Source organism: Thermodesulfobacteriota bacterium, from assembly GCA_040755095.1.
GTDB lineage: Bacteria > Desulfobacterota > Desulfobulbia > Desulfobulbales > JBFMBH01 > JBFMBH01.
This window is the reverse complement of sequence record JBFMBH010000026.1, coordinates 1-15,954: the sequence shown is the minus strand read 5'-3', so window position 1 is coordinate 15,954 and position 15,954 is coordinate 1. Positions and strand designations below refer to the sequence as shown.

Annotated in this window: 15 protein-coding genes and 1 pseudogene; 8 read left to right on the top strand and 8 right to left on the bottom strand. The window is 68.6% G+C overall.

Going from position 1 to position 15,954, the window contains the following annotated elements:
• Window positions 1-3 precede the first annotated feature (3 nt).
• The 4 genes from uvrC to AB1634_06110 form a co-directional block, all read right to left on the bottom strand.
• Window positions 4-1,803: an excinuclease ABC subunit UvrC gene (gene uvrC / locus AB1634_06125; protein MEW6219098.1), complete on the bottom strand. Its 1,800-nt coding sequence runs from the start codon at window positions 1,801-1,803 to the stop codon at window positions 4-6.
• 61 nt (window positions 1,804-1,864) lie between these two features.
• Window positions 1,865-4,141 carry an EAL domain-containing protein gene (locus tag AB1634_06120; GenBank protein ID MEW6219097.1) on the bottom strand — a complete coding sequence of 759 codons (2,277 nt, stop codon included), beginning with the start codon at window positions 4,139-4,141 and terminating at the stop codon, window positions 1,865-1,867.
• A gap of 117 nt (window positions 4,142-4,258) precedes the next feature.
• A complete protein-coding gene (locus tag AB1634_06115) occupies window positions 4,259-4,981 on the bottom strand; it encodes an MgtC/SapB family protein (protein MEW6219096.1) in 723 nt (240 codons plus the stop codon).
• Window positions 4,982-4,990: 9 nt separating this feature from the next.
• Entirely contained in the window at window positions 4,991-6,271 is a 1,281-nt protein-coding gene (locus AB1634_06110; GenBank protein MEW6219095.1) for a D-alanyl-D-alanine carboxypeptidase, read from the bottom strand.
• A 40-nt stretch (window positions 6,272-6,311) separates the two neighbouring features.
• Here AB1634_06110 and AB1634_06105 point away from each other — a divergent pair, with 40 nt between their 5' ends.
• Window positions 6,312-8,105, top strand: a complete 1,794-nt coding sequence (locus tag AB1634_06105; GenBank protein MEW6219094.1) for a M3 family oligoendopeptidase — start codon at window positions 6,312-6,314, stop codon at window positions 8,103-8,105.
• Window positions 8,106-8,190: 85 nt separating this feature from the next.
• On the opposite strand, the gene AB1634_06100 is transcribed toward AB1634_06105, so the two are convergent.
• Both AB1634_06100 and AB1634_06095 read right to left on the bottom strand, forming a co-directional pair.
• Window positions 8,191-8,511 carry a PilZ domain-containing protein gene (locus AB1634_06100; GenBank protein MEW6219093.1) on the bottom strand — a complete coding sequence of 107 codons (321 nt, stop codon included), beginning with the start codon at window positions 8,509-8,511 and terminating at the stop codon, window positions 8,191-8,193.
• Between the two features lie 111 nt (window positions 8,512-8,622).
• A complete protein-coding gene (locus AB1634_06095) occupies window positions 8,623-9,336 on the bottom strand; it encodes a hypothetical protein (protein ID MEW6219092.1) in 714 nt (237 codons plus the stop codon).
• A gap of 411 nt (window positions 9,337-9,747) precedes the next feature.
• Here AB1634_06095 and AB1634_06090 point away from each other — a divergent pair.
• Window positions 9,748-9,933, top strand: a pseudogene (locus tag AB1634_06090) (group II intron reverse transcriptase/maturase).
• On the opposite strand, the gene AB1634_06085 reads toward AB1634_06090, so the two are convergent.
• Complete coding sequence (locus AB1634_06085) at window positions 9,872-10,840, bottom strand: ATP-binding protein (GenBank protein MEW6219091.1); 969 nt, start codon at window positions 10,838-10,840, stop codon at window positions 9,872-9,874. The pseudogene AB1634_06090 and the gene AB1634_06085 overlap by 62 nt on opposite strands.
• Before the next feature lie 158 nt (window positions 10,841-10,998).
• Here AB1634_06085 and AB1634_06080 point away from each other — a divergent pair, with 158 nt between their 5' ends.
• From AB1634_06080 to AB1634_06060, 5 genes are all read left to right on the top strand, one after another.
• Window positions 10,999-11,355, top strand: a complete 357-nt coding sequence (locus AB1634_06080) for a hypothetical protein (protein ID MEW6219090.1) — start codon at window positions 10,999-11,001, stop codon at window positions 11,353-11,355.
• On the top strand, window positions 11,256-11,972 hold the full coding sequence (locus tag AB1634_06075; GenBank protein ID MEW6219089.1) for a DUF6569 family protein: 717 nt from the start codon (window positions 11,256-11,258) through the stop codon (window positions 11,970-11,972). Before AB1634_06080 ends, AB1634_06075 begins: the two co-directional genes overlap by 100 nt.
• Window positions 11,973-12,117: 145 nt before the next feature.
• Window positions 12,118-13,320 (top strand): hypothetical protein, encoded by a 1,203-nt coding sequence (locus AB1634_06070; GenBank protein ID MEW6219088.1) that lies wholly within the window; start codon window positions 12,118-12,120, stop codon window positions 13,318-13,320.
• Window positions 13,321-13,392: 72 nt separating this feature from the next.
• Window positions 13,393-13,785, top strand: a complete 393-nt coding sequence (locus AB1634_06065; GenBank protein MEW6219087.1) for a hypothetical protein — start codon at window positions 13,393-13,395, stop codon at window positions 13,783-13,785.
• Entirely contained in the window at window positions 13,782-13,970 is a 189-nt protein-coding gene (locus AB1634_06060; GenBank protein MEW6219086.1) for a hypothetical protein, read from the top strand. Before AB1634_06065 ends, AB1634_06060 begins: the two co-directional genes overlap by 4 nt.
• Before the next feature lie 388 nt (window positions 13,971-14,358).
• Here AB1634_06060 and AB1634_06055 read toward each other — a convergent pair whose 3' ends face one another.
• Window positions 14,359-15,195, bottom strand: coding sequence for a hypothetical protein (locus AB1634_06055; protein ID MEW6219085.1), 837 nt, complete (start codon window positions 15,193-15,195; stop codon window positions 14,359-14,361).
• On the opposite strand from AB1634_06055, the gene AB1634_06050 reads away from it, so the two are divergent.
• Window positions 15,140-15,715 carry a DUF4258 domain-containing protein gene (locus tag AB1634_06050; protein ID MEW6219084.1) on the top strand — a complete coding sequence of 192 codons (576 nt, stop codon included), beginning with the start codon at window positions 15,140-15,142 and terminating at the stop codon, window positions 15,713-15,715. The genes AB1634_06055 and AB1634_06050 overlap by 56 nt on opposite strands.
• The last annotated feature ends 239 nt before the right edge of the window (window positions 15,716-15,954 follow it).

Below are 15,954 nucleotides of genomic sequence, written 5' to 3'. Positions count from 1 at the left end.
CCCTCACTGGCCGCTGCCGGGATGGAGATGCTCCCAGATGACCTGGGCCAGGGCAGGGCCGATGCCGGCCACCGCGGCCAGCTCCGGGACGCTGGCCCGGGTCACCGCCCGCAGGCTGCCCAGCTGGCGCAAGAGGGCGGTGCGCCGGGAAGGCCCTACTCCGGGGATGCGGTCCAGGGGCGAGGCCAGGCGTTGCCGGCGCCGGAGGCGGCGATGCAGGCTGATGCCGAAACGGTGCACCTCGTCCCGGATCCGGGCCAGGTAGAGGAGCACCGGCTGGTGGCCGGGCAGCATGAGGGGCAGGGCGCTACCCGGGCGGTAGAGCTTCTCCCCCTCCTCGGCCCGCTCCTTGGCCATGGCCACCAGGCCCACGACGGCCGTCAGGCCCAGCTCGGCCACTGCGGCGGTGGCCGCAGCCAGCTGGGTGCGACCGCCGTCCACCAGCAGGAGGTCAGGCAGGTCCCCGGCCGACCGCAGGCGCCGCCGCACCACCTCGCCGATCATCGCCGGATCGTCGGGCCCGGTGACGCTCTTGATGCGGTAGTGGCGAAAGCCCTTCTTCCAGGGCTCGCCATCCACGAAGGCCACCAGGGCGCCCACCGCCTGCTCGGCGCCCAGGTTGGAGATGTCCACCGCCTCGATCCGGGAGGGCGGGGCCGCCAGGCCCAGGGTCTGCCGCAGCCCTTCCGCCAGGGCCTGGCCCGCGACCCGGCGGCTGGCCTCCTCGGTCAACAGCTGCTCGGCGTTGGCGGCGGCCAGATCCAGAAGCTGCCGCCGCTCGCCCCGCTTGGCCACCACGAGCCGCACCCGGCAGCCGGCCAGATCGGCAAGCCAGTCGGCCAGCAGACCCTGGTCGGTGGGCGGGATCGGCAGCACGATCTCGGCCGGCACCGGCCGCTCGTTGCCGTAATACTGCTGGAGCACCGCGGCCAGGATCTCGGCGTCGGTGCCCACCGGATCGAGCAGGGAGAAGGTCTCCCCGCCACTGACCGCACCGGAGCGCACCTGCAGCATCGCCACCGCCACGATCCCTGGCCGCCGCACCAGGGCCAGCGCATCCTGATCCCCGCAATGGCTCGCCACCACCCGCTGCCGCTCCAGGGTGGTGGCGATGGCCTGGAGCCGATCCCGCAGCCGGGCGGCGGTCTCGTAATCCAGGGCTGCGGCGGCCTGCTGCATCTGGGCCCGCAGGCTCGCCACCAGCTCCTGGTTGCGGCCTTCCAGAAACAGCAGCACCTCCCGCACCATGGCCTGGTAGTCTTCGGCGCTCACCTTGCCGTGGCAGGGCGCCGAGCAGCGGCCCAGCTGGTGGTTGAGGCAGGGCCGGTCCCGGGGGGCCAGTTGGCTGCCCCGGCAACGGCGCAAGGGAAAGAGCCGGTTGAGCAGACGCACCGTCTCCCACATGGCCGCCGGCGAGGCGAAGGGCCCGAAGTAGCGGCTGCCGTCCGGCACCCGCCGGCGGGTCATGACCAGGCGGGGGAAGGCCTCGGTCACCGTCACCTTGAGAAGAGGATAATTCTTGTCGTCCCGCAGAATGACGTTGTAGCGGGGCCGGTGGCGCTTGATGAGGCTGGCCTCCAGGATCAAGGCCTCCTTCTCGGTGGCGGTGACCATGGTCTCCACCAGCTGCACCCGGGCCAGAAGCGCCCCGGTCTTGCCGCTGCCGGCAGCGCGGGCATAGCTGGCCAGCCGCTTCCGGAGGTCCCGGGCCTTGCCGACATAGAGGACCGTGCCGCCGGCATCCCGCATCAGATAGACGCCGGAGTGGTGGGGGGCCTGGGCGATCAGCTCGGAAAAGGACACGGCGGGCGTCACCAGGGCGGCCGGCGGAGGGCGGCTCCGGCCCGCCGCCGGGCGATCGGGATCACTCTCCGGCGGGGGGACGAACGAGCTCGATAGACAGGCCCGGCCAGGCCTCGAGCGCCGCCAGGAGTCCGGGCAAGGAGATGGGCCTGGCGAGGCCGGCCGTGCATCCCAGCTCCTCAATGGCCTGGCCGGGCTGGTCGCCGCCGGCGTCCGCCAGCAGCAGGATCGGGATGCGCTGCCGCTCGGCGCCGGCCCGGATGACGGCCAGGGCCTGCGGCTCGTCCAGCCCCGTCAGGCCCCGGTCCAGCAGGATAAGGCCGGGCCGCAAGGCCGGCTCGGGTGGCCCCTGGTCGGCCGCGGGCTGGAGAAGGCGGGCCAGCTCGGCGGCATCGGACACGGTGACCAGCTCGTTGGCCAGTCGCGCCTGGCGCAGGGTCTCGCGCGCTGCCCGCTGCTCCTCGTCGCTGGCACCGGCCAAAAGGATGCTCAGGGGCCGCTCCCGGAGATCGCTGCCGGCCGCGGCCGCAGGGCCGGCGGCCGGCAGCGCCGGCAGCGCTCCCCCGGCCCGGGCCAGGACCGCGGGCGAGGCGGCCCCCGGGGGCTGGGCCGGGGAGAAGAAGCGCACCACCTCGCCGGCTGGCAGCGGGGTGCTGATCAGGTAGCCCTGGATGACGTCGCAGCCCTGCTCGACCAGAAAGCCCAGCTGCTCCACGGTCTCGACACCCTCGGCACAGACCTCCATGCCCAGATGCCGGGCCATGGCGATGATGACGTTGATGATGGCGGTGTCCTCGGGCCGCTTGGCCAGGTCCCGCAAGAAGGAGCGGTCGATCTTGAGCGCGGTCAGGGGGAAGCTCTTGAGATAGCTCAGCGATGAATAGCCGGTGCCGAAATCGTCCAGGCTGATCCGCACCCCCATGGCCTTGAGGCGCTCCAGAACCTGCCGGCTGGCCGCCAGGTTCTGCATCATGATGCTCTCGGTGATCTCCAGCTCCAGGGAGGCCGGTGCCAGGCCCGAGGCCGCCAGGGCCGCGGTCACGGTCTCCTCCAGCCCCGGCTGCCGGAACTGCTGGGAGGACAGGTTCACCGACACCCGCACCGGCGCCCAGCCCTCCTCGTGCCAGCGCTGGCCTTGACGACAGGCGGCATGCAGCACCCAGTCGCCCATCGGCACAATCAGGCCGGTCTCCTCGGCCAGGGGGATGAAGCGGGCCGGGGGAACCAGGCCCAGCCCCGGATGGCGCCAGCGGAGCAGGGCCTCCACCCCCACCAGCCGGCCGGAGGCCAGGGCCACCTGGGGCTGGTAGAAAAGCTCCAGCTCCTCGCGCTCCAGGGCCCAGCGCAGCTGGCTTTCCAGCACCAGCCGCTGCATGGCGCTGGAGTTCATGGACTCCTTGTAGAACTGGTAATTGTTCTTGCCCAGCTCCTTGGCATGGTACATGGCCGTGTCGGCGTTCTTGAGGATGCCGTCCACGGTGTCGCAGCCCTCGTCCTGGGGGTAGCAGGCGATGCCGATGCTGGCCGAGACGAACAGCTCGTGGCCGTTGATGCGGAAGGGCAGGGCAATGGCATCCCGCATGCGCTGGGCGACCCGGGCCGCATCGTGCACATCCCGCAGCTCGGTGAGCAGGATGATGAACTCGTCGCCGCCCAGGCGGGCGACCGTCGTTTCCTCGCCCTCCTGGCCGAGGCGGGCCAGGGTGTCGCTCCCCCGCAGGCATTCCCGCAAGCGGCCGCCGGTCTCCTGGACCAGCTGGTCGCCCACCCCGTGGCCCAGGGTGTCGTTGATGCGCTTGAAGTTGTCGATGTCCAGGAGCAGCACCGCGGCGGTGCGCCGGTAGCGCCGGGCCTGGGCCAGGGCTGCCTGCAGCCGATCCCGGAACAGGGTCCGGTTGGGCAGCCCGGTCAGGCCGTCGTAGTAGGCCATGGACAGGATCTGCGCCTCGGCCTGCTTGCGCTCCATGGCGTAGCGGATGGCCCGGCCCAGCAGGGGGAGGTCGAGCTGGTCTTTCACCAGACAATCGGCGGCACCGGCCTCGATGGCCCGGCGGGCGGTGACCTGATCATCGGTGTCGGCCAGGAGGATGACCGGCGCTGGGCTGCCCTGCTTGTGCACCAGGTCCAACAGGTCGAGGCCCTGGCCCTTCCCGGACCGGTAGCCCAGAAGATAGAGGTCGTGCTCCTGGCGGGCGATGGCCTCCCTGGCCTGATCGAAATCCGCCAGCCAGGTCAGATCGCAGGCCAGGCCGGGCAGCTGGGCCAGGAGGCCGGCGATGGGACGACAGTCACCCTCCTCGTCGTCCACCAGGAGGATTCGGTAGCAGGAGGGGCTCATGGCATGGCCGCTGTCAGCTGGGGGTAGCCGGGACATTCTTCCGCCAGTATAGGGCAGATGCAGCGCCATCGTCCACGCTTGTCGCAGGCCGAGCCGCCGGGGGCGCGGCCCGGGCGGTCAACGGCTCCAGCGCAAGCGCTGCAAAGGGATGCCGGCCTTCTCCATAGCGGTGATCACCCGGTGCGCCAGCCGGTCGGTGAGGCCGCGGTGGAACAGCCGCAGGTACAGCCGCAGCACGGTTTCCCTCCGGCCATAGTTCCGGTCGATCTCCACATAGACCGTCTCCAGGCCCAGGTTGGCCAGGACGGCCAGCACCTGGGGAATCTCCACCTCGGCCGCCGTCTCCAGGGTCAGGGTCCGGTAGGAGACCTTGGGATACCAGCGCTCCAGGTACTGGAGGAAGACCAGGGCCAGGAGGGCGAGCGCGGTGGTGGCGATCGCCAGGATGGGCCGGCCGGCGCCGGCCGCCATGCCCACCGCGGCCACGATCCACAGGCAGGCCGCGGTGGTGAGGCCGCGGATGGTGAGCCCCTCCTTGATGATGGTGCCGGCGCCCAGAAAGCCAATGCCCACCACGATCTGGGAGGCGACGCGGGCCGGATCGGCGAAGGCGGGCAGGCCCGAGGCCGTTGGCCGCAGGGCGGCCTGGCCGGGGATCAGCTCGGAGAGGATCGTGAACAGGGCAGCGCCAGCCGCCACCAGCAGATGGGTGCGCAGGCCGGCCGCTCGGCCGTGCATGTCCCGCTCGATACCGATCAGGCCACCCAGGACAGCGGCCAGGAGGATGCGGCCCATGAGGCTTGGCAGCAAGGGGTCCAGGTTGGTCAGCATGGAGGTCATGATCCCCTGTTAACGGTTGGCGGCCTGGTGCCAAGCGGCCAGCAGCGCCGCCAGCAGCTCCTCCCGCAGGTTCTCGGTCTGGTTCAGCATAAGGACCACGCTCACCAGATCGTTGCCATCCCGGAAGTAGCCGGCGTAGGAGTACACACCCCGGAGGGTGCCGGTCTTCAGGAGCTGGCCGTGGGCCTCCGGCAGCAGGAGGGCATAGGGGCGAAAGGCCTCCAGGACCACGGCCATGGCGGCCGGGGTGACAGCGTTCTGCCGGGAGAGCCCCGAGCCCTCCTCCAGACGGATGGCCGGCACGGCCAGCCCCCAGCGCTCCCGAAGCACGGCGGCCACGGTCCGCTGGCCCTTGGCAAAGGTGGCCGGCAGGCCCTCCCGGACCACGCCGCACTGGAGGAAGAGCTGATTGGCCACCAGGTTGTTGGAGTAGGCCAAAAGGCCCTGGACCGTGCCGGTGAGGGCCGGCTGGCTTTCATAGTCGAGCAGCAGCCTGGCCGGCTCCAGCAGCGTCCCCTGCCGGATGACGCCCCGGCGCCGGATGCCGGCCTGGGCCAGCAGGGCGTCCAGCAGCTGGCCGGCATGGCGGAGCGCTTCTCCCGGCCGGCGGCTGACGTTGAGCCGATGGCGGCCGGGCGGCAGCCCCTGGCTCAGCTCGGCCATCATCGGCAGATCCGGGGTCTCGGCCTCGGCGGAGCGGACGTGGCCGGCGGCTGTCTTCTCCAGGGCGACGGTGTTGAAGTTGAGCACCAGGGCGCCGCAGGCGGCATCGTACGGGTTGAAGCTGCCCTCGGCCCCATCGGTGGGCCCCACCTGGAAGGCGCTGGCATCCAGCACCAGGTCCTGGTAGGAGGCCAGACCGAGAGCGGCCAGCCGGGCCGCGGCCGCCGCCACCTCCCGCGAGGTGAGGCCCGGATCCCCCAGGCCGCGGACGATGAGATGGCCGGCCCCGTCCTGGAAGAACTGGGTGTGGAAGTGGAAGTCCGGGCCGAGCAGGGTGAGAGCGACCAGGGAGGTGGCGATCTTGAGGATGCTGGCCGGCACCAGGGCCTGGTCAGGGTCCCGGGCCAGCACCGGGTGGTCGGGCGGCCCGACCAGGAAGCCCGCCCGGGTCAGACGGCTGTCCAGGGCGGCCGGCAGGTGCACGGTTGCGGCGGGCAGCGGGCCGGGCAGGAGGAGGAAGAGCGCCGCCGCGACCAGGGCCAGCGCCAGCCAGCGGCCGGCGCGGCCCCCTGACAGCCTGCGCCGGCCTGTGGTATCCTGCCGCCGTTCGCCGCTCTTCGACCCCATCGCTTCCTTAAGCTTCCACCCCCTGATCGAGGACCAGCCCATGAGCCAAGCCCTGAACGAGCGCCTTGCCACCACCGACTGCCTGTGGCGGCTGGAGGATCTCTACCATGATTCTGCCGACCCGGCCATCCCCCGGGATATCGAGTGGTGCCTGGGGGAGGCGGCCGCCATCCGCGCCCAGTGGGCCGGCCGCCTGGATGGTCTGTCCGGGCCGACCTTGGCCGGTCTGGTCGCCCGCCTGGAGGCCCTGGCCGTGCGTCTGGGCCGGCTGTCCTCCTTTGCCTCCCTGCGTTTTGCGGTGGCGGCCAAGGATCAGGCGGTAGCTGCCTTCCTGCAGCGCATCCGGGAGAAGGCCAGCGAGGTTTCCCGGGAGCTGGTCTTCTTCGAGCTGGAATGGGCGCGCCTGGACGACGAGCGGGCGGCCGCGCTGCTGGCCGATCCGGCCACGGCGGGCTGCCGCCACCATCTGGCCAACCTGCGCCGCTACCGGAGCCATCTCCTGTCCGAGGCCGAGGAGGGGATCCTCCTGGCCAAGGCGCCGGTGGGCCGGGGCGCCTGGACCACCCTCTTCGAAAAAGTCCTGGGCCACCTCGTTTTCGGTCCCCAGGGCCGCACCGAGGAGGAGGTGCTGGCCGATCTCTACCACCCGGAGCGGCCGAAGCGGGCCGCCGCCGCTGATGAGCTTACCGCGGGCCTCAAGGGCCAGCTCCACATCCTGACCCACATCTTCAACACCCTGCTGGCGGACAAGATGCTGGACGACCGGCTGCGCCGCTACCCCACCTGGCTCGCCTCCATGAACCTGGACAACGAGCTTTCGGACCGGACCGTCGAGGTCCTGGTGACCGCGGTGCAAAGCCGGTTCGACATCCCGGAGCGGTACTACCGGGCCAAGGCCAGCCTTCTGGGCCTGCCGGAGCTTTGCGACTTCGACCGCTACGCCCCGCTGCCGCATCTGCCCACCGTGGAGGTCCCGTGGCCGGAGGCCAGGGCCATGGTGCTGGAGGCCTTCCAGGGCTTCTCTCCGGAGATGGGGGCGCTGGCCCGCCGCTTCTTCGACGAGGCCTGGATCCACGCCCCGGTCCTGGACGGCAAGCGCTCCGGCGCCTTCGCCCACCCGGCCATCCCGGAGGTGCACCCGTACATCCTGGTCAACTACACCGGCAACCTCCGGGATGTCTCCACCGTGGCCCACGAGCTGGGCCACGGCGTGCACCAGCTCCTGGCGCACCGCCAGGGCTATTTCCAGAGCCAGACGCCCCTGGTGCTGGCCGAGACCGCCTCGGTCTTCGCCGAGCTTCTGGTCTTCCGCGCCCAGCTGGCGCGTCTGACCGCACCCCGGGAGCGGCTGGCCTTCATCGCCCAGAAGCTGGAGTCGATCTTTGCCACCGTCTTCCGGCAGGTGGCCATGCACCGGTTCGAGGCCCGGGTGCACGAGGCCCGGCGGGCCGAGGGCGAGCTGACCAGCGAGGCCATTGCCAGCCACTGGCTGGCCACCCAGGAGGAGATGTTCCGGGGCAGCGTGACCCTGCGGGAGGATTACGGGATCTGGTGGTCCTACATCCCGCACTTCCTGCACACCCCAGGCTATGTCTACGCCTACGCCTTCGGCGAGCTGCTGGTCCTGGCCCTCTACGCCCGCTATCAGGCGGAAGGCCCGGCCTTCGTGCGCCGCTATCTGGGGCTCCTGGCCGCCGGCGGCAGCCGCTCGCCCTATGAGCTGGCAGGGGATTTCGGCATCGACCTCGACGACCCGGCGTTCTGGCAGGGAGGGCTCGCCATCATCGAGGGCATGCTGGCGGAGATGGAGGCGCTGCAAGCCGGACTGGCTTGAGGGCTGACGGTCCTGCTTGCTCCGGCCGGCAGGGACAAACGGCGGCCGCAGTAGGGGGCGGGGGTGACCAGGAGCGGAGGCGCGCCTAGCCCACGGACACCGGCATGAGTCGCAGGAGCGGCACCGCGGTCTGGACCCCCACGGTGTAGTGGTCCCGGGTGCGGGTGATCCAGCGCACCCGGCAGGCCACCTCCTCGGTCTTGGCACCGCGGCAGCTCAGGATGATCTCCTCGTTGGGCTGGTGCGCCGTGTCGGCCAGGATGCGTGCCCCGTACCGGCTGACATCCACCAGCTGACCGAAGTGGTGGAGCCGGCCGGCAAAGAAGTCTTCCTCGTGGGAGGTGGAGTACATCACGTCGATGGCGGTCTTGTACCGGGGATATTGCCGCTTGTCCCGAACCAGCATGGCGCACCTCCCTCCAAGAGTCCGAACCCCGCGTGGCTGTCCGCTCTGCTCCACCAAAGGAGAGAGCCCACCCTGCGGGCAGCTTACCAGGCCGGCATCCGGAAGGCAAGGTCAGGGCAGAGCTGGCTTGGAATCCGGCAGGTCTGTCTGGCCGGCCGGGGCCAGGCCGCAGCGGGCTGCCGGGCCGAGCTTCAGAATCTCGAGGCGCAGGGTGCCAAGGCGCCATTCCCGGCCCGTTCGGGTCTTCAAGCCCTCTTCATGCAACAGGGTCAGGATACGGGCGGCGGGCGTGCCCTTCGCCAGCTCCCGGCAGATGAGCTGCAGGGCGTTCTCGAACTGTTCCCGGTAGATCCGTTTCACCGGCTGCAAGGGAGCGGCCGGCTGGCACGCCAGCGGGCGAGTCATGACCCCTGGTGCCATGGCCTCAGGCGCCGGCCTGCTGAAGGCTGGACACGCGGCATCGCAGCGCGCCCGGAACCGGTTGCCTTCCCGGCCGCAAGCAAACGGCAGCTCGCTGCGGTATACGTACTGGACGATGGACTTCGTGCTGTGGCGGATGGCAGCGGGAGTCGAACGGGAGATCGGCCGGAGGATGGCCACGGCATAGTCGGTGAGCCAGCTCCGGCAGACGTCTTGGGGCAGGCCAGTCTCCCTGCACCAGGAGGCCAGGTATTGAGTGACCTCGTAGCGCAGGGGAGGGCAATCCGGCGGCGGGAAGCGGGATGGCTGCACCCCCCCGGCCGCCAGATCGGCGATGCACGGAAAGATGGCCTCCTCGCCGCCTGCGCCCAGGAGGTCGATCAGGTCGTTCAGGAAATCGGTCATGATCGGTACCGAAGGAGAAGCATGGTGGAAGGCACCGGAACCGGTGTCACTTCCTCGAATCGGATGTTATCGATTGGAACGCTCGCGCCGCCCGATGGATTGGCGTCACCGGCAGCGACCCGGTGGCTGGAAACGAGCCCGGTGATGAAAGCCGGGACGGTCGCACTCCGCCCAAGGGCCAAACACGAAGAGGGGGTGGTGTCTCGATGAGCTCTCATGCCATGTCGACCCGACCGGGGGAGTGTGCATGGGGCGCGTCGCCGATCAACCCGCCCCGGACGATCACCTCTTGGAGCGGATCCTCGCCCATGGGAATGTGGCGCCGGCCTGGAAACGGGTGCAGGCCAACAAGGGTGCCCCCGGGGTTGACGGCATCACCGTCGATCAGTTTCCCGACTGCTTCCGATCTCTGTGGCTCGCGCTCACGAGTCGCTCCATCTTGGCACCTACCAACCCTCGCCGGTCCGGCGGGTGGAGATCCCGAAAGAAACCGGGGGTGTTCGTCCCCTGGGGATCCCCACCGTCTGCGACCGCCTCATCCAGCAGGCCATCGCCCAGCAGCTCGAACCGATCTTCGCCCCCGGCTTCTCGGCAGGCAGCTATGCCTACCGGCCGGGGCGATCGGCGCAGCAGGCGGTGCTCCAGGTGCGGGAGTATCCCAGAAATAGATCTTGTGGCTTTTCGAGATCTCCTTGCGTGGGTTGGTGCTGAAGGCGGGCAGCCGGAAGATGACGAAGGACCGCTCCAGGAGATCGAGGTAGCGTTCCACGGTGGGCCGCGCCATGCTGAGCTGGCCGGCCAGATCGTTCACCGACACCTCGCTGCCGGCCTGATGGGCGAGGAGCTGCAACAGGCGGCGGATGGGATCCGGGCTTTTCACCAACCCGGTCTGCAGGATGTCCTTCCACAGATAGTCGGAGCAAAGATCCCGCAGCAGGCGGCGCGGCTCGGCGGTGAGCACCACCTCTGGGTAGCTGCCGAAGGCGAGACGCTGCAACAAGAAGGCCTTGAGCGGCGCGGCGAACTGCTGGCGGATCTCCGGCCGGTCGAGTCCCGCTTCATGCCAATCCTGGGTGCGCAGCGCCTCGGTGAAGATGAGGGGCGGCAGCACCAGCTTGCGGTTGCGGCCGGTGAGGCTCTCCGCCGTTTGATCCAGGAGGTCGAAGGAGGACGAGCCCAGGAGCAGGATCTGGACCGGCAGCCGGACGTCGTGCCAGCCCTTGACGATGCGGGCCGCCTCGGGCAGGCGCTGCGCCTCGTCGAGCACCAGCACCGCCGGGCTGCCCAGGCTGCGCAGCGCCTCGCCCGGCGCCAGGGAGGCCGCAGCCAGGAAACGGGCCTTGTCGATCTCGACATCGAAATTGAGAACCTTCGCGTCCCGGCCGCGCAGGCTCTCCTCCACCAGGGTGGTCTTCCCCACCTGGCGGGCGCCGAGCAGGAGGACCACCTTGCCACTGGCCAGGGAGGTGAGGAGATCGTTTTCAAGCTCTCTTTTGATATACATGGTATACAAAATAGACGATTCTTCTGCCTATGGCCAGAAGCAGGTCGCGAGGGATCTCGCCACCGGGAGGGCTGTGGCCCTGCATCGTTGATGCTCCCCTGGTTGCCCCACGGTGCCGGTGACAAGGGCAGTTCGCCCGGTTGAGGAGGAAACGCGGTATGGGTGAGCAGATCTTCCTGGAGCACTTCCTCTGGTTCGATCAGCGGGTCCGGGAGGGGAAGTATCCCAACGCCCGCCACCTGGCCGACGAGTTCGAGGTCACCCACAAGACTGCACAACGCCACATCGAATACTTCCGGGACCGGCTGCTGGCGCCCCTGGTCTTCGATCACCGCCGGCGCGGCTACTCCTACAGCCAACCGGACTTCCAACTCCCGGTGGTACGGCCAAACAGAACCGGGTCCTCAACACCACCATCCTGGTCCCGCCGCATCGAGACCTGGAGATTCCGGTCAGTTGCGTGGAGCGGGAGCGTTGGCGGTACGCCAGCAAGGAGTTCAGTTCTTCTCCGGTGATCATGGAGCGCTCGCTCCGGGCGAGAAAGGCGGCGTCGGTCAGCGCCAGCCTGCGCGCCGGCCGTTCCTTTGCGTCGGATCAGGGGGAGGTCTGGGCCGGCATCCGGCAGATGATGGACAGGCGGGGAATGGCAAGCCCCACCGAGGCCATGGCGGACCCCTACGCCGGGGAAGAGGAGAGCCTCAGAACCTTTCGCGAGGCCTTCGCCTGCGCTGAAGGGCAGCAGGGCCTGGCGGTTGTCTGCGGCAGGCGGGTCCTTGGCCTGGACTTCCTCTCGTCCCCTGCTGCCTTCCGGCACTGTTTCCACCGCCTCATCAGCAGCTACGCCATGGAGCTTCTGGACGTTCCCGCGGCAGGTGGCGGCGGCGGGGTGGAGGGGATCCACGCCTTCCTGACAACAGCGGCCGCCGTGTCCGAGGAGATCGTGCCCTCTCCCGGCTACGGCGAGGATCACCGCCTTCGCCACGAAGACCTGGTGGGCTCCGCCCTGGTCGCCGGCAACGAGGTCATCCACGTCGGGCTCTTCAGCCTGCCGCCGCAGACAGAGCGGCCGGAGATGCCCGCCCTGGCCAACTACAGCTGCCGCCGGCGCTTCCTTGCCAGGCACGGCGAATGATCGCCAATCGCAGCCCAGGAGGTGAGCCATGGTCGTCTTCTTCCCCCATGTCAACAGGCAGGAGATACCGGCCGTCCGGTTTGTCGCAGCCTGGAAGGTCTGGTTCGAGAGGTACAACCCGAAAGGCAGTTGGCGGGAAGCTGCCATGCCTCGCTGCAACCGCGCTACGGGCTTGCAGGCCCAGCTTGATGGCGACCGCTGTTTCTCCGTGGATGTCCTTTGCCGTTTCCTGGTCACGCCGCCTTATCGAAACACCATGCACGCTACCAGTCCGTTCATGGCTGCGAACCAGAGGGCGCTGGATCGGGTTGATCGCGTCCTGAATCCCGCGACTGGCATGCAGGTCCAGGGGGCCCGGCCCACCTACGAGGCCATCGGCGCCTGGGACGAGCTGGGCGAGGCCGAACGAGTCGCCCTGGAGAGGGATGTCCGGGCTCTGCTCGAAACGGATGTCGAGGTGGATGACAACGGGGAGGCGATCGTCCAGGCAGAAGTCGAAGGGCCGGCGACCGCGGGCGCAGACGTGCCAGCGGAGCATACCTGCCCGCAGCTCTTCGCTGCCCAGACCGGCGACCGTCGTGTCGACATCGTCCAGAAGCTGGTTGCCTGGATTCACGAGGAACCCTTCCAGGCCCACTACCGGCAACGGCCGGTTGGACGACCAATCGTCGGGTGGGACAGCAGACTGCGCGGGTATTTCTGGCCCGATCCGCAAACCGGGTACAAGGAGGTGCACCAGCAGATGGTCCCGATCCAGAATGGGCTTTCCCGGCTGGCCAGGAAGATCGAGGCTGGCCAGCGGTGGACCGTCGACGAGGAGCAGCAGCTCATCGATCTGGCTCACCAGCTCTTCCGATGGGGGGGAGTGCCCCAGAATCAGGTGACGAAACGAGCGGACGGCAGGATTGGCAACTTCCCCTCTGGACAACTCCCTGCCTTGCCGTTGCAGGAGATTGCAGAGAAGCAGATCAAGGCCGATGGTCTCACCGAAGACCAGGTGAAGAAGGCTGTTGACCGGTGGCTCAGGCCCGAGGGTTGGGAGACGAAGGTGCAGCCTGGTCGCGAGCGTGGCATCGATATCGAGGCGCATCGGGGTGGGCAGCGGTGGATCATCGAGGCCAAGGGATCTGGCTCTCGGCCTCAGATGCGGGTCAACTACTTCCTGGCGGTGCTTGGCACGATCTTGCATCGGATGGACGACCCGCGCGCCCGGTACAGCATCGCCCTGCCGGACATGCCGCAGTTTCGGCGGCTCTGGGAAGGACTTCCCGGGCTGGCCCGGGCACGGACGACGCTCTCGGCCATCTTCGTCGACCAGGAGGGCCGGGTCCAACACGTGACGGTATGACTGCACCTTCATTGAGGGGAGAGATGAACCGGGAGGGGCTGCGCACGACAGAGGCCACTCCCATGCCGGCACATGCTGACGTTGGTCGCCCCGAAACTTGCACATGGTGTGCACATGTGCTACAGGTTCGTCACAGTCGGTCAGACCATATACCCATACTCGATGACCCGGAGGACACTGGTGGGCGCCTCAGCACAACCAGAGACCATGTTGAGAAAACCGATCCTCATGCCGCCTGATATGATTGAAAAAGTGGATAGGATCGCAAGAAGGAAGAAAGTCTCCTTTGCCAAGGTGGTACGGGAGGCAGTCAGGGCCTTCAACGACGCCGCCGCAGACGACGAGGCCATCCTTGAAACCCTGGCCGAAACCATGATCACAACAACCCGGGAGGTTGTCGAAAAGATCGAAAAAACAGAAAGAAGGCTCGATGACACACATGCCGCTCTTGGGGCGTCGAAATGAGCATCAGCGAAAAGATTATGGAGGCCCTGAGGGCAGGGATTCTTCTCAACGAACGGATCACAAGCCTCATCGTCAAGATTGACCGCATGGACCAGGACATGCGCCGGATGAACGACAGGCTCATTCGCCTGGAAACCTTGGTGGAAATCGCCAAGAGCCAACCCCGCCTGCGGTCTGACGACTGACCAGGGGCAACACAGGGCAACAGGGACGTTGGTGCAGAAGGTGCTTGACCTGCCCAGCCATGGATGGTGCGGAGTGGCCATGCCTCGCCAGAGCCGCCTGGACGCCCCAGGCACCCTGCATCATGTGATCGCCCGCGGGATTGAACGTCGTCCACTGTTCATGGGCTGGTCGATGACGACGACTTCCTGCGCCGGCTGGCAGTGGCTACCGAACGGGGGCGGTGGACCGTTCTGGCCTGGGCCTTGATGCCCAACCACCTCCACCTCCTGGTGCGCACCGGCCCCGTACCCCTTGCCTCGGTGACCGGGCAGGCGACGTCAACCTCGCGGCAAGCACTGGCGCCTGATCCACACCGGTGGGCCTGGGGCACCGCCGCTGCGGTGCCGCTCACTGCTGCGGGACTGGCTCCACCCGGATCTCCACGGTGTCGGTCCAGGTCTGGTGGCCGCGGAGGGCGAAGTACAGGGTGTAGCTCCCGGCGGGCAGGGTGGTTTCCAGGATCGGCAGGTCGGTGAAGGGCAGCAGCCCGAGCTGTCCCAACCGGATCACCCCCCGCTGCCAGCCGTGGCGGGTCAACGAGAAGGGACCCGCAGGGGTGGCCAGCACCACATACCAGTCGCAGACCTTGGCGAGATAGGTGCCTGGATCGAGGCCCAGAGCGATGGTCACACCCTCCTCCGGGGTCACGGCCAGGATCTCCGGCTCGCCGTTGGCGCGGGCGTCCGGGAACGCCGGCCCCAAGGGCAGGTTGGTGGCGAGGAGCACGCCTTCCCGCGCCGGAGCGCCGTCCAGAGCATAGGCTTCCTTCACCGGCCCGATGTTCGGGGCGGTCCAGATCTGCGCCGTCTCGGTGGAGGAGACGGGGGTCCCGAAAGGATTAGCGTACATCCCCATGGTGACCTCCAGGCGCAGGGTGTGGAAGGTGCCGGCCGGTACGAGCACATCCTCGAAGCGGACCGCCCGGGCGGTGCAGGTGTAGCTGGCGGCCATGTACAGCTGGCCACCGATGACATAGGTCGCACTGCCGGAGCTGGTCACAGCCTCGCCCAGCCGTTGACCCTTGCCCATCATGAGCATCGGGGGATCAAAGACGACCTCGACGATCCCCGGGGGGGCTCCCTGCATGAGCCCATCGGGGTAGAGGAGCTTGTGGGTCCGCCCCCCCTGGGTGTTGCTCCAGTATTCCCGAGACCTTGTGTACTTTCCCCCCTGTCGCTCGGACACCCAGGTCCTCTGGCCAGCGACGAATTCCGGCGCCGGCAGGACCGTGGAGGTGACTTCACCCTCTTCCGTGAGCGCGTCCGGCCGTCGCCCACGCCCGGCACGGTGCCGGCGCCTGCCGGCTGACGACCGTCCGGACCTGGCCGCGGGGCAGGAGGAACAGGCATTGGCGGACGGAATCCGCGTAGCGGTGCACGGTCACCGAGAGATGGTGGCCGAGGACATATCCTATGAGGCGGTTCGGGAAGCGCTCCGGGACTGCACGGTCCTTGAGAATTACCCGGACCATCAACGGGGACCTTGCTGCCTTATGGGCGGTCGCACGGCCTCGGGGCGCTTTCTACACGTCGTGTGTACAACCACCCTCGAGGTCATCGTCATCATTCCCTCCCGCAGGGCGCGTACCTCCCGGGTCCGGGGCTCCGGCTGCCGGAGGCTGGCTGAGACCTGGACCAGCACCAACTCCTCCTCCGGCAGGACGAGGGGCGGCCTTGTCTTCTCCTCCCGGCTTGTTCTATCCTGAAGTCCGCGTTGCGCGTTGCAACGCATATCGGCCCCTGGGGCGTGGGGCACGTCCCAGGGCTTGCGGCGGGGCGCCGGCGCGGCCGGGGCGCGGTCACCATCAGGAAGCCAAGTGAGGGGGGGGCATGGCGAAGCGGAGGACGTTGGTGGGGCAGGCAGGTTTGGCGACGGGGTGTCTGGTGGTCATGGCGGCGGTTGCCGCGGGAGCGGCCGAGATCCCCATCGGCATGTCCACGGTTT

What these genes read in the sequence shown, in the direction of transcription:
- AB1634_06120 (MEW6219097.1), bottom strand. Translation starts at nt 4,141, where the DNA reads ATGAGCCCCTCCTGCTACCGAATCCTCCTGGTGGACGACGAGGAGGGT.
- AB1634_06115 (MEW6219096.1), bottom strand. Translation starts at nt 4,981, where the DNA reads ATGACCTCCATGCTGACCAACCTGGACCCCTTGCTGCCAAGCCTCATG.
- AB1634_06110 (MEW6219095.1), bottom strand. Translation starts at nt 6,271, where the DNA reads ATGGGGTCGAAGAGCGGCGAACGGCGGCAGGATACCACAGGCCGGCGC.
- AB1634_06105 (MEW6219094.1), top strand. Translation starts at nt 6,312, where the DNA reads ATGAGCCAAGCCCTGAACGAGCGCCTTGCCACCACCGACTGCCTGTGG.
- AB1634_06100 (MEW6219093.1), bottom strand. Translation starts at nt 8,511, where the DNA reads ATGCTGGTTCGGGACAAGCGGCAATATCCCCGGTACAAGACCGCCATC.
- AB1634_06095 (MEW6219092.1), bottom strand. Translation starts at nt 9,336, where the DNA reads ATGACCGATTTCCTGAACGACCTGATCGACCTCCTGGGCGCAGGCGGC.
- AB1634_06085 (MEW6219091.1), bottom strand. Translation starts at nt 10,840, where the DNA reads ATGTATATCAAAAGAGAGCTTGAAAACGATCTCCTCACCTCCCTGGCC.
- AB1634_06080 (MEW6219090.1), top strand. Translation starts at nt 10,999, where the DNA reads ATGGGTGAGCAGATCTTCCTGGAGCACTTCCTCTGGTTCGATCAGCGG.
- AB1634_06070 (MEW6219088.1), top strand. Translation starts at nt 12,118, where the DNA reads ATGCCTCGCTGCAACCGCGCTACGGGCTTGCAGGCCCAGCTTGATGGC.
- AB1634_06065 (MEW6219087.1), top strand. Translation starts at nt 13,393, where the DNA reads ATGCTGACGTTGGTCGCCCCGAAACTTGCACATGGTGTGCACATGTGC.
- AB1634_06060 (MEW6219086.1), top strand. Translation starts at nt 13,782, where the DNA reads ATGAGCATCAGCGAAAAGATTATGGAGGCCCTGAGGGCAGGGATTCTT.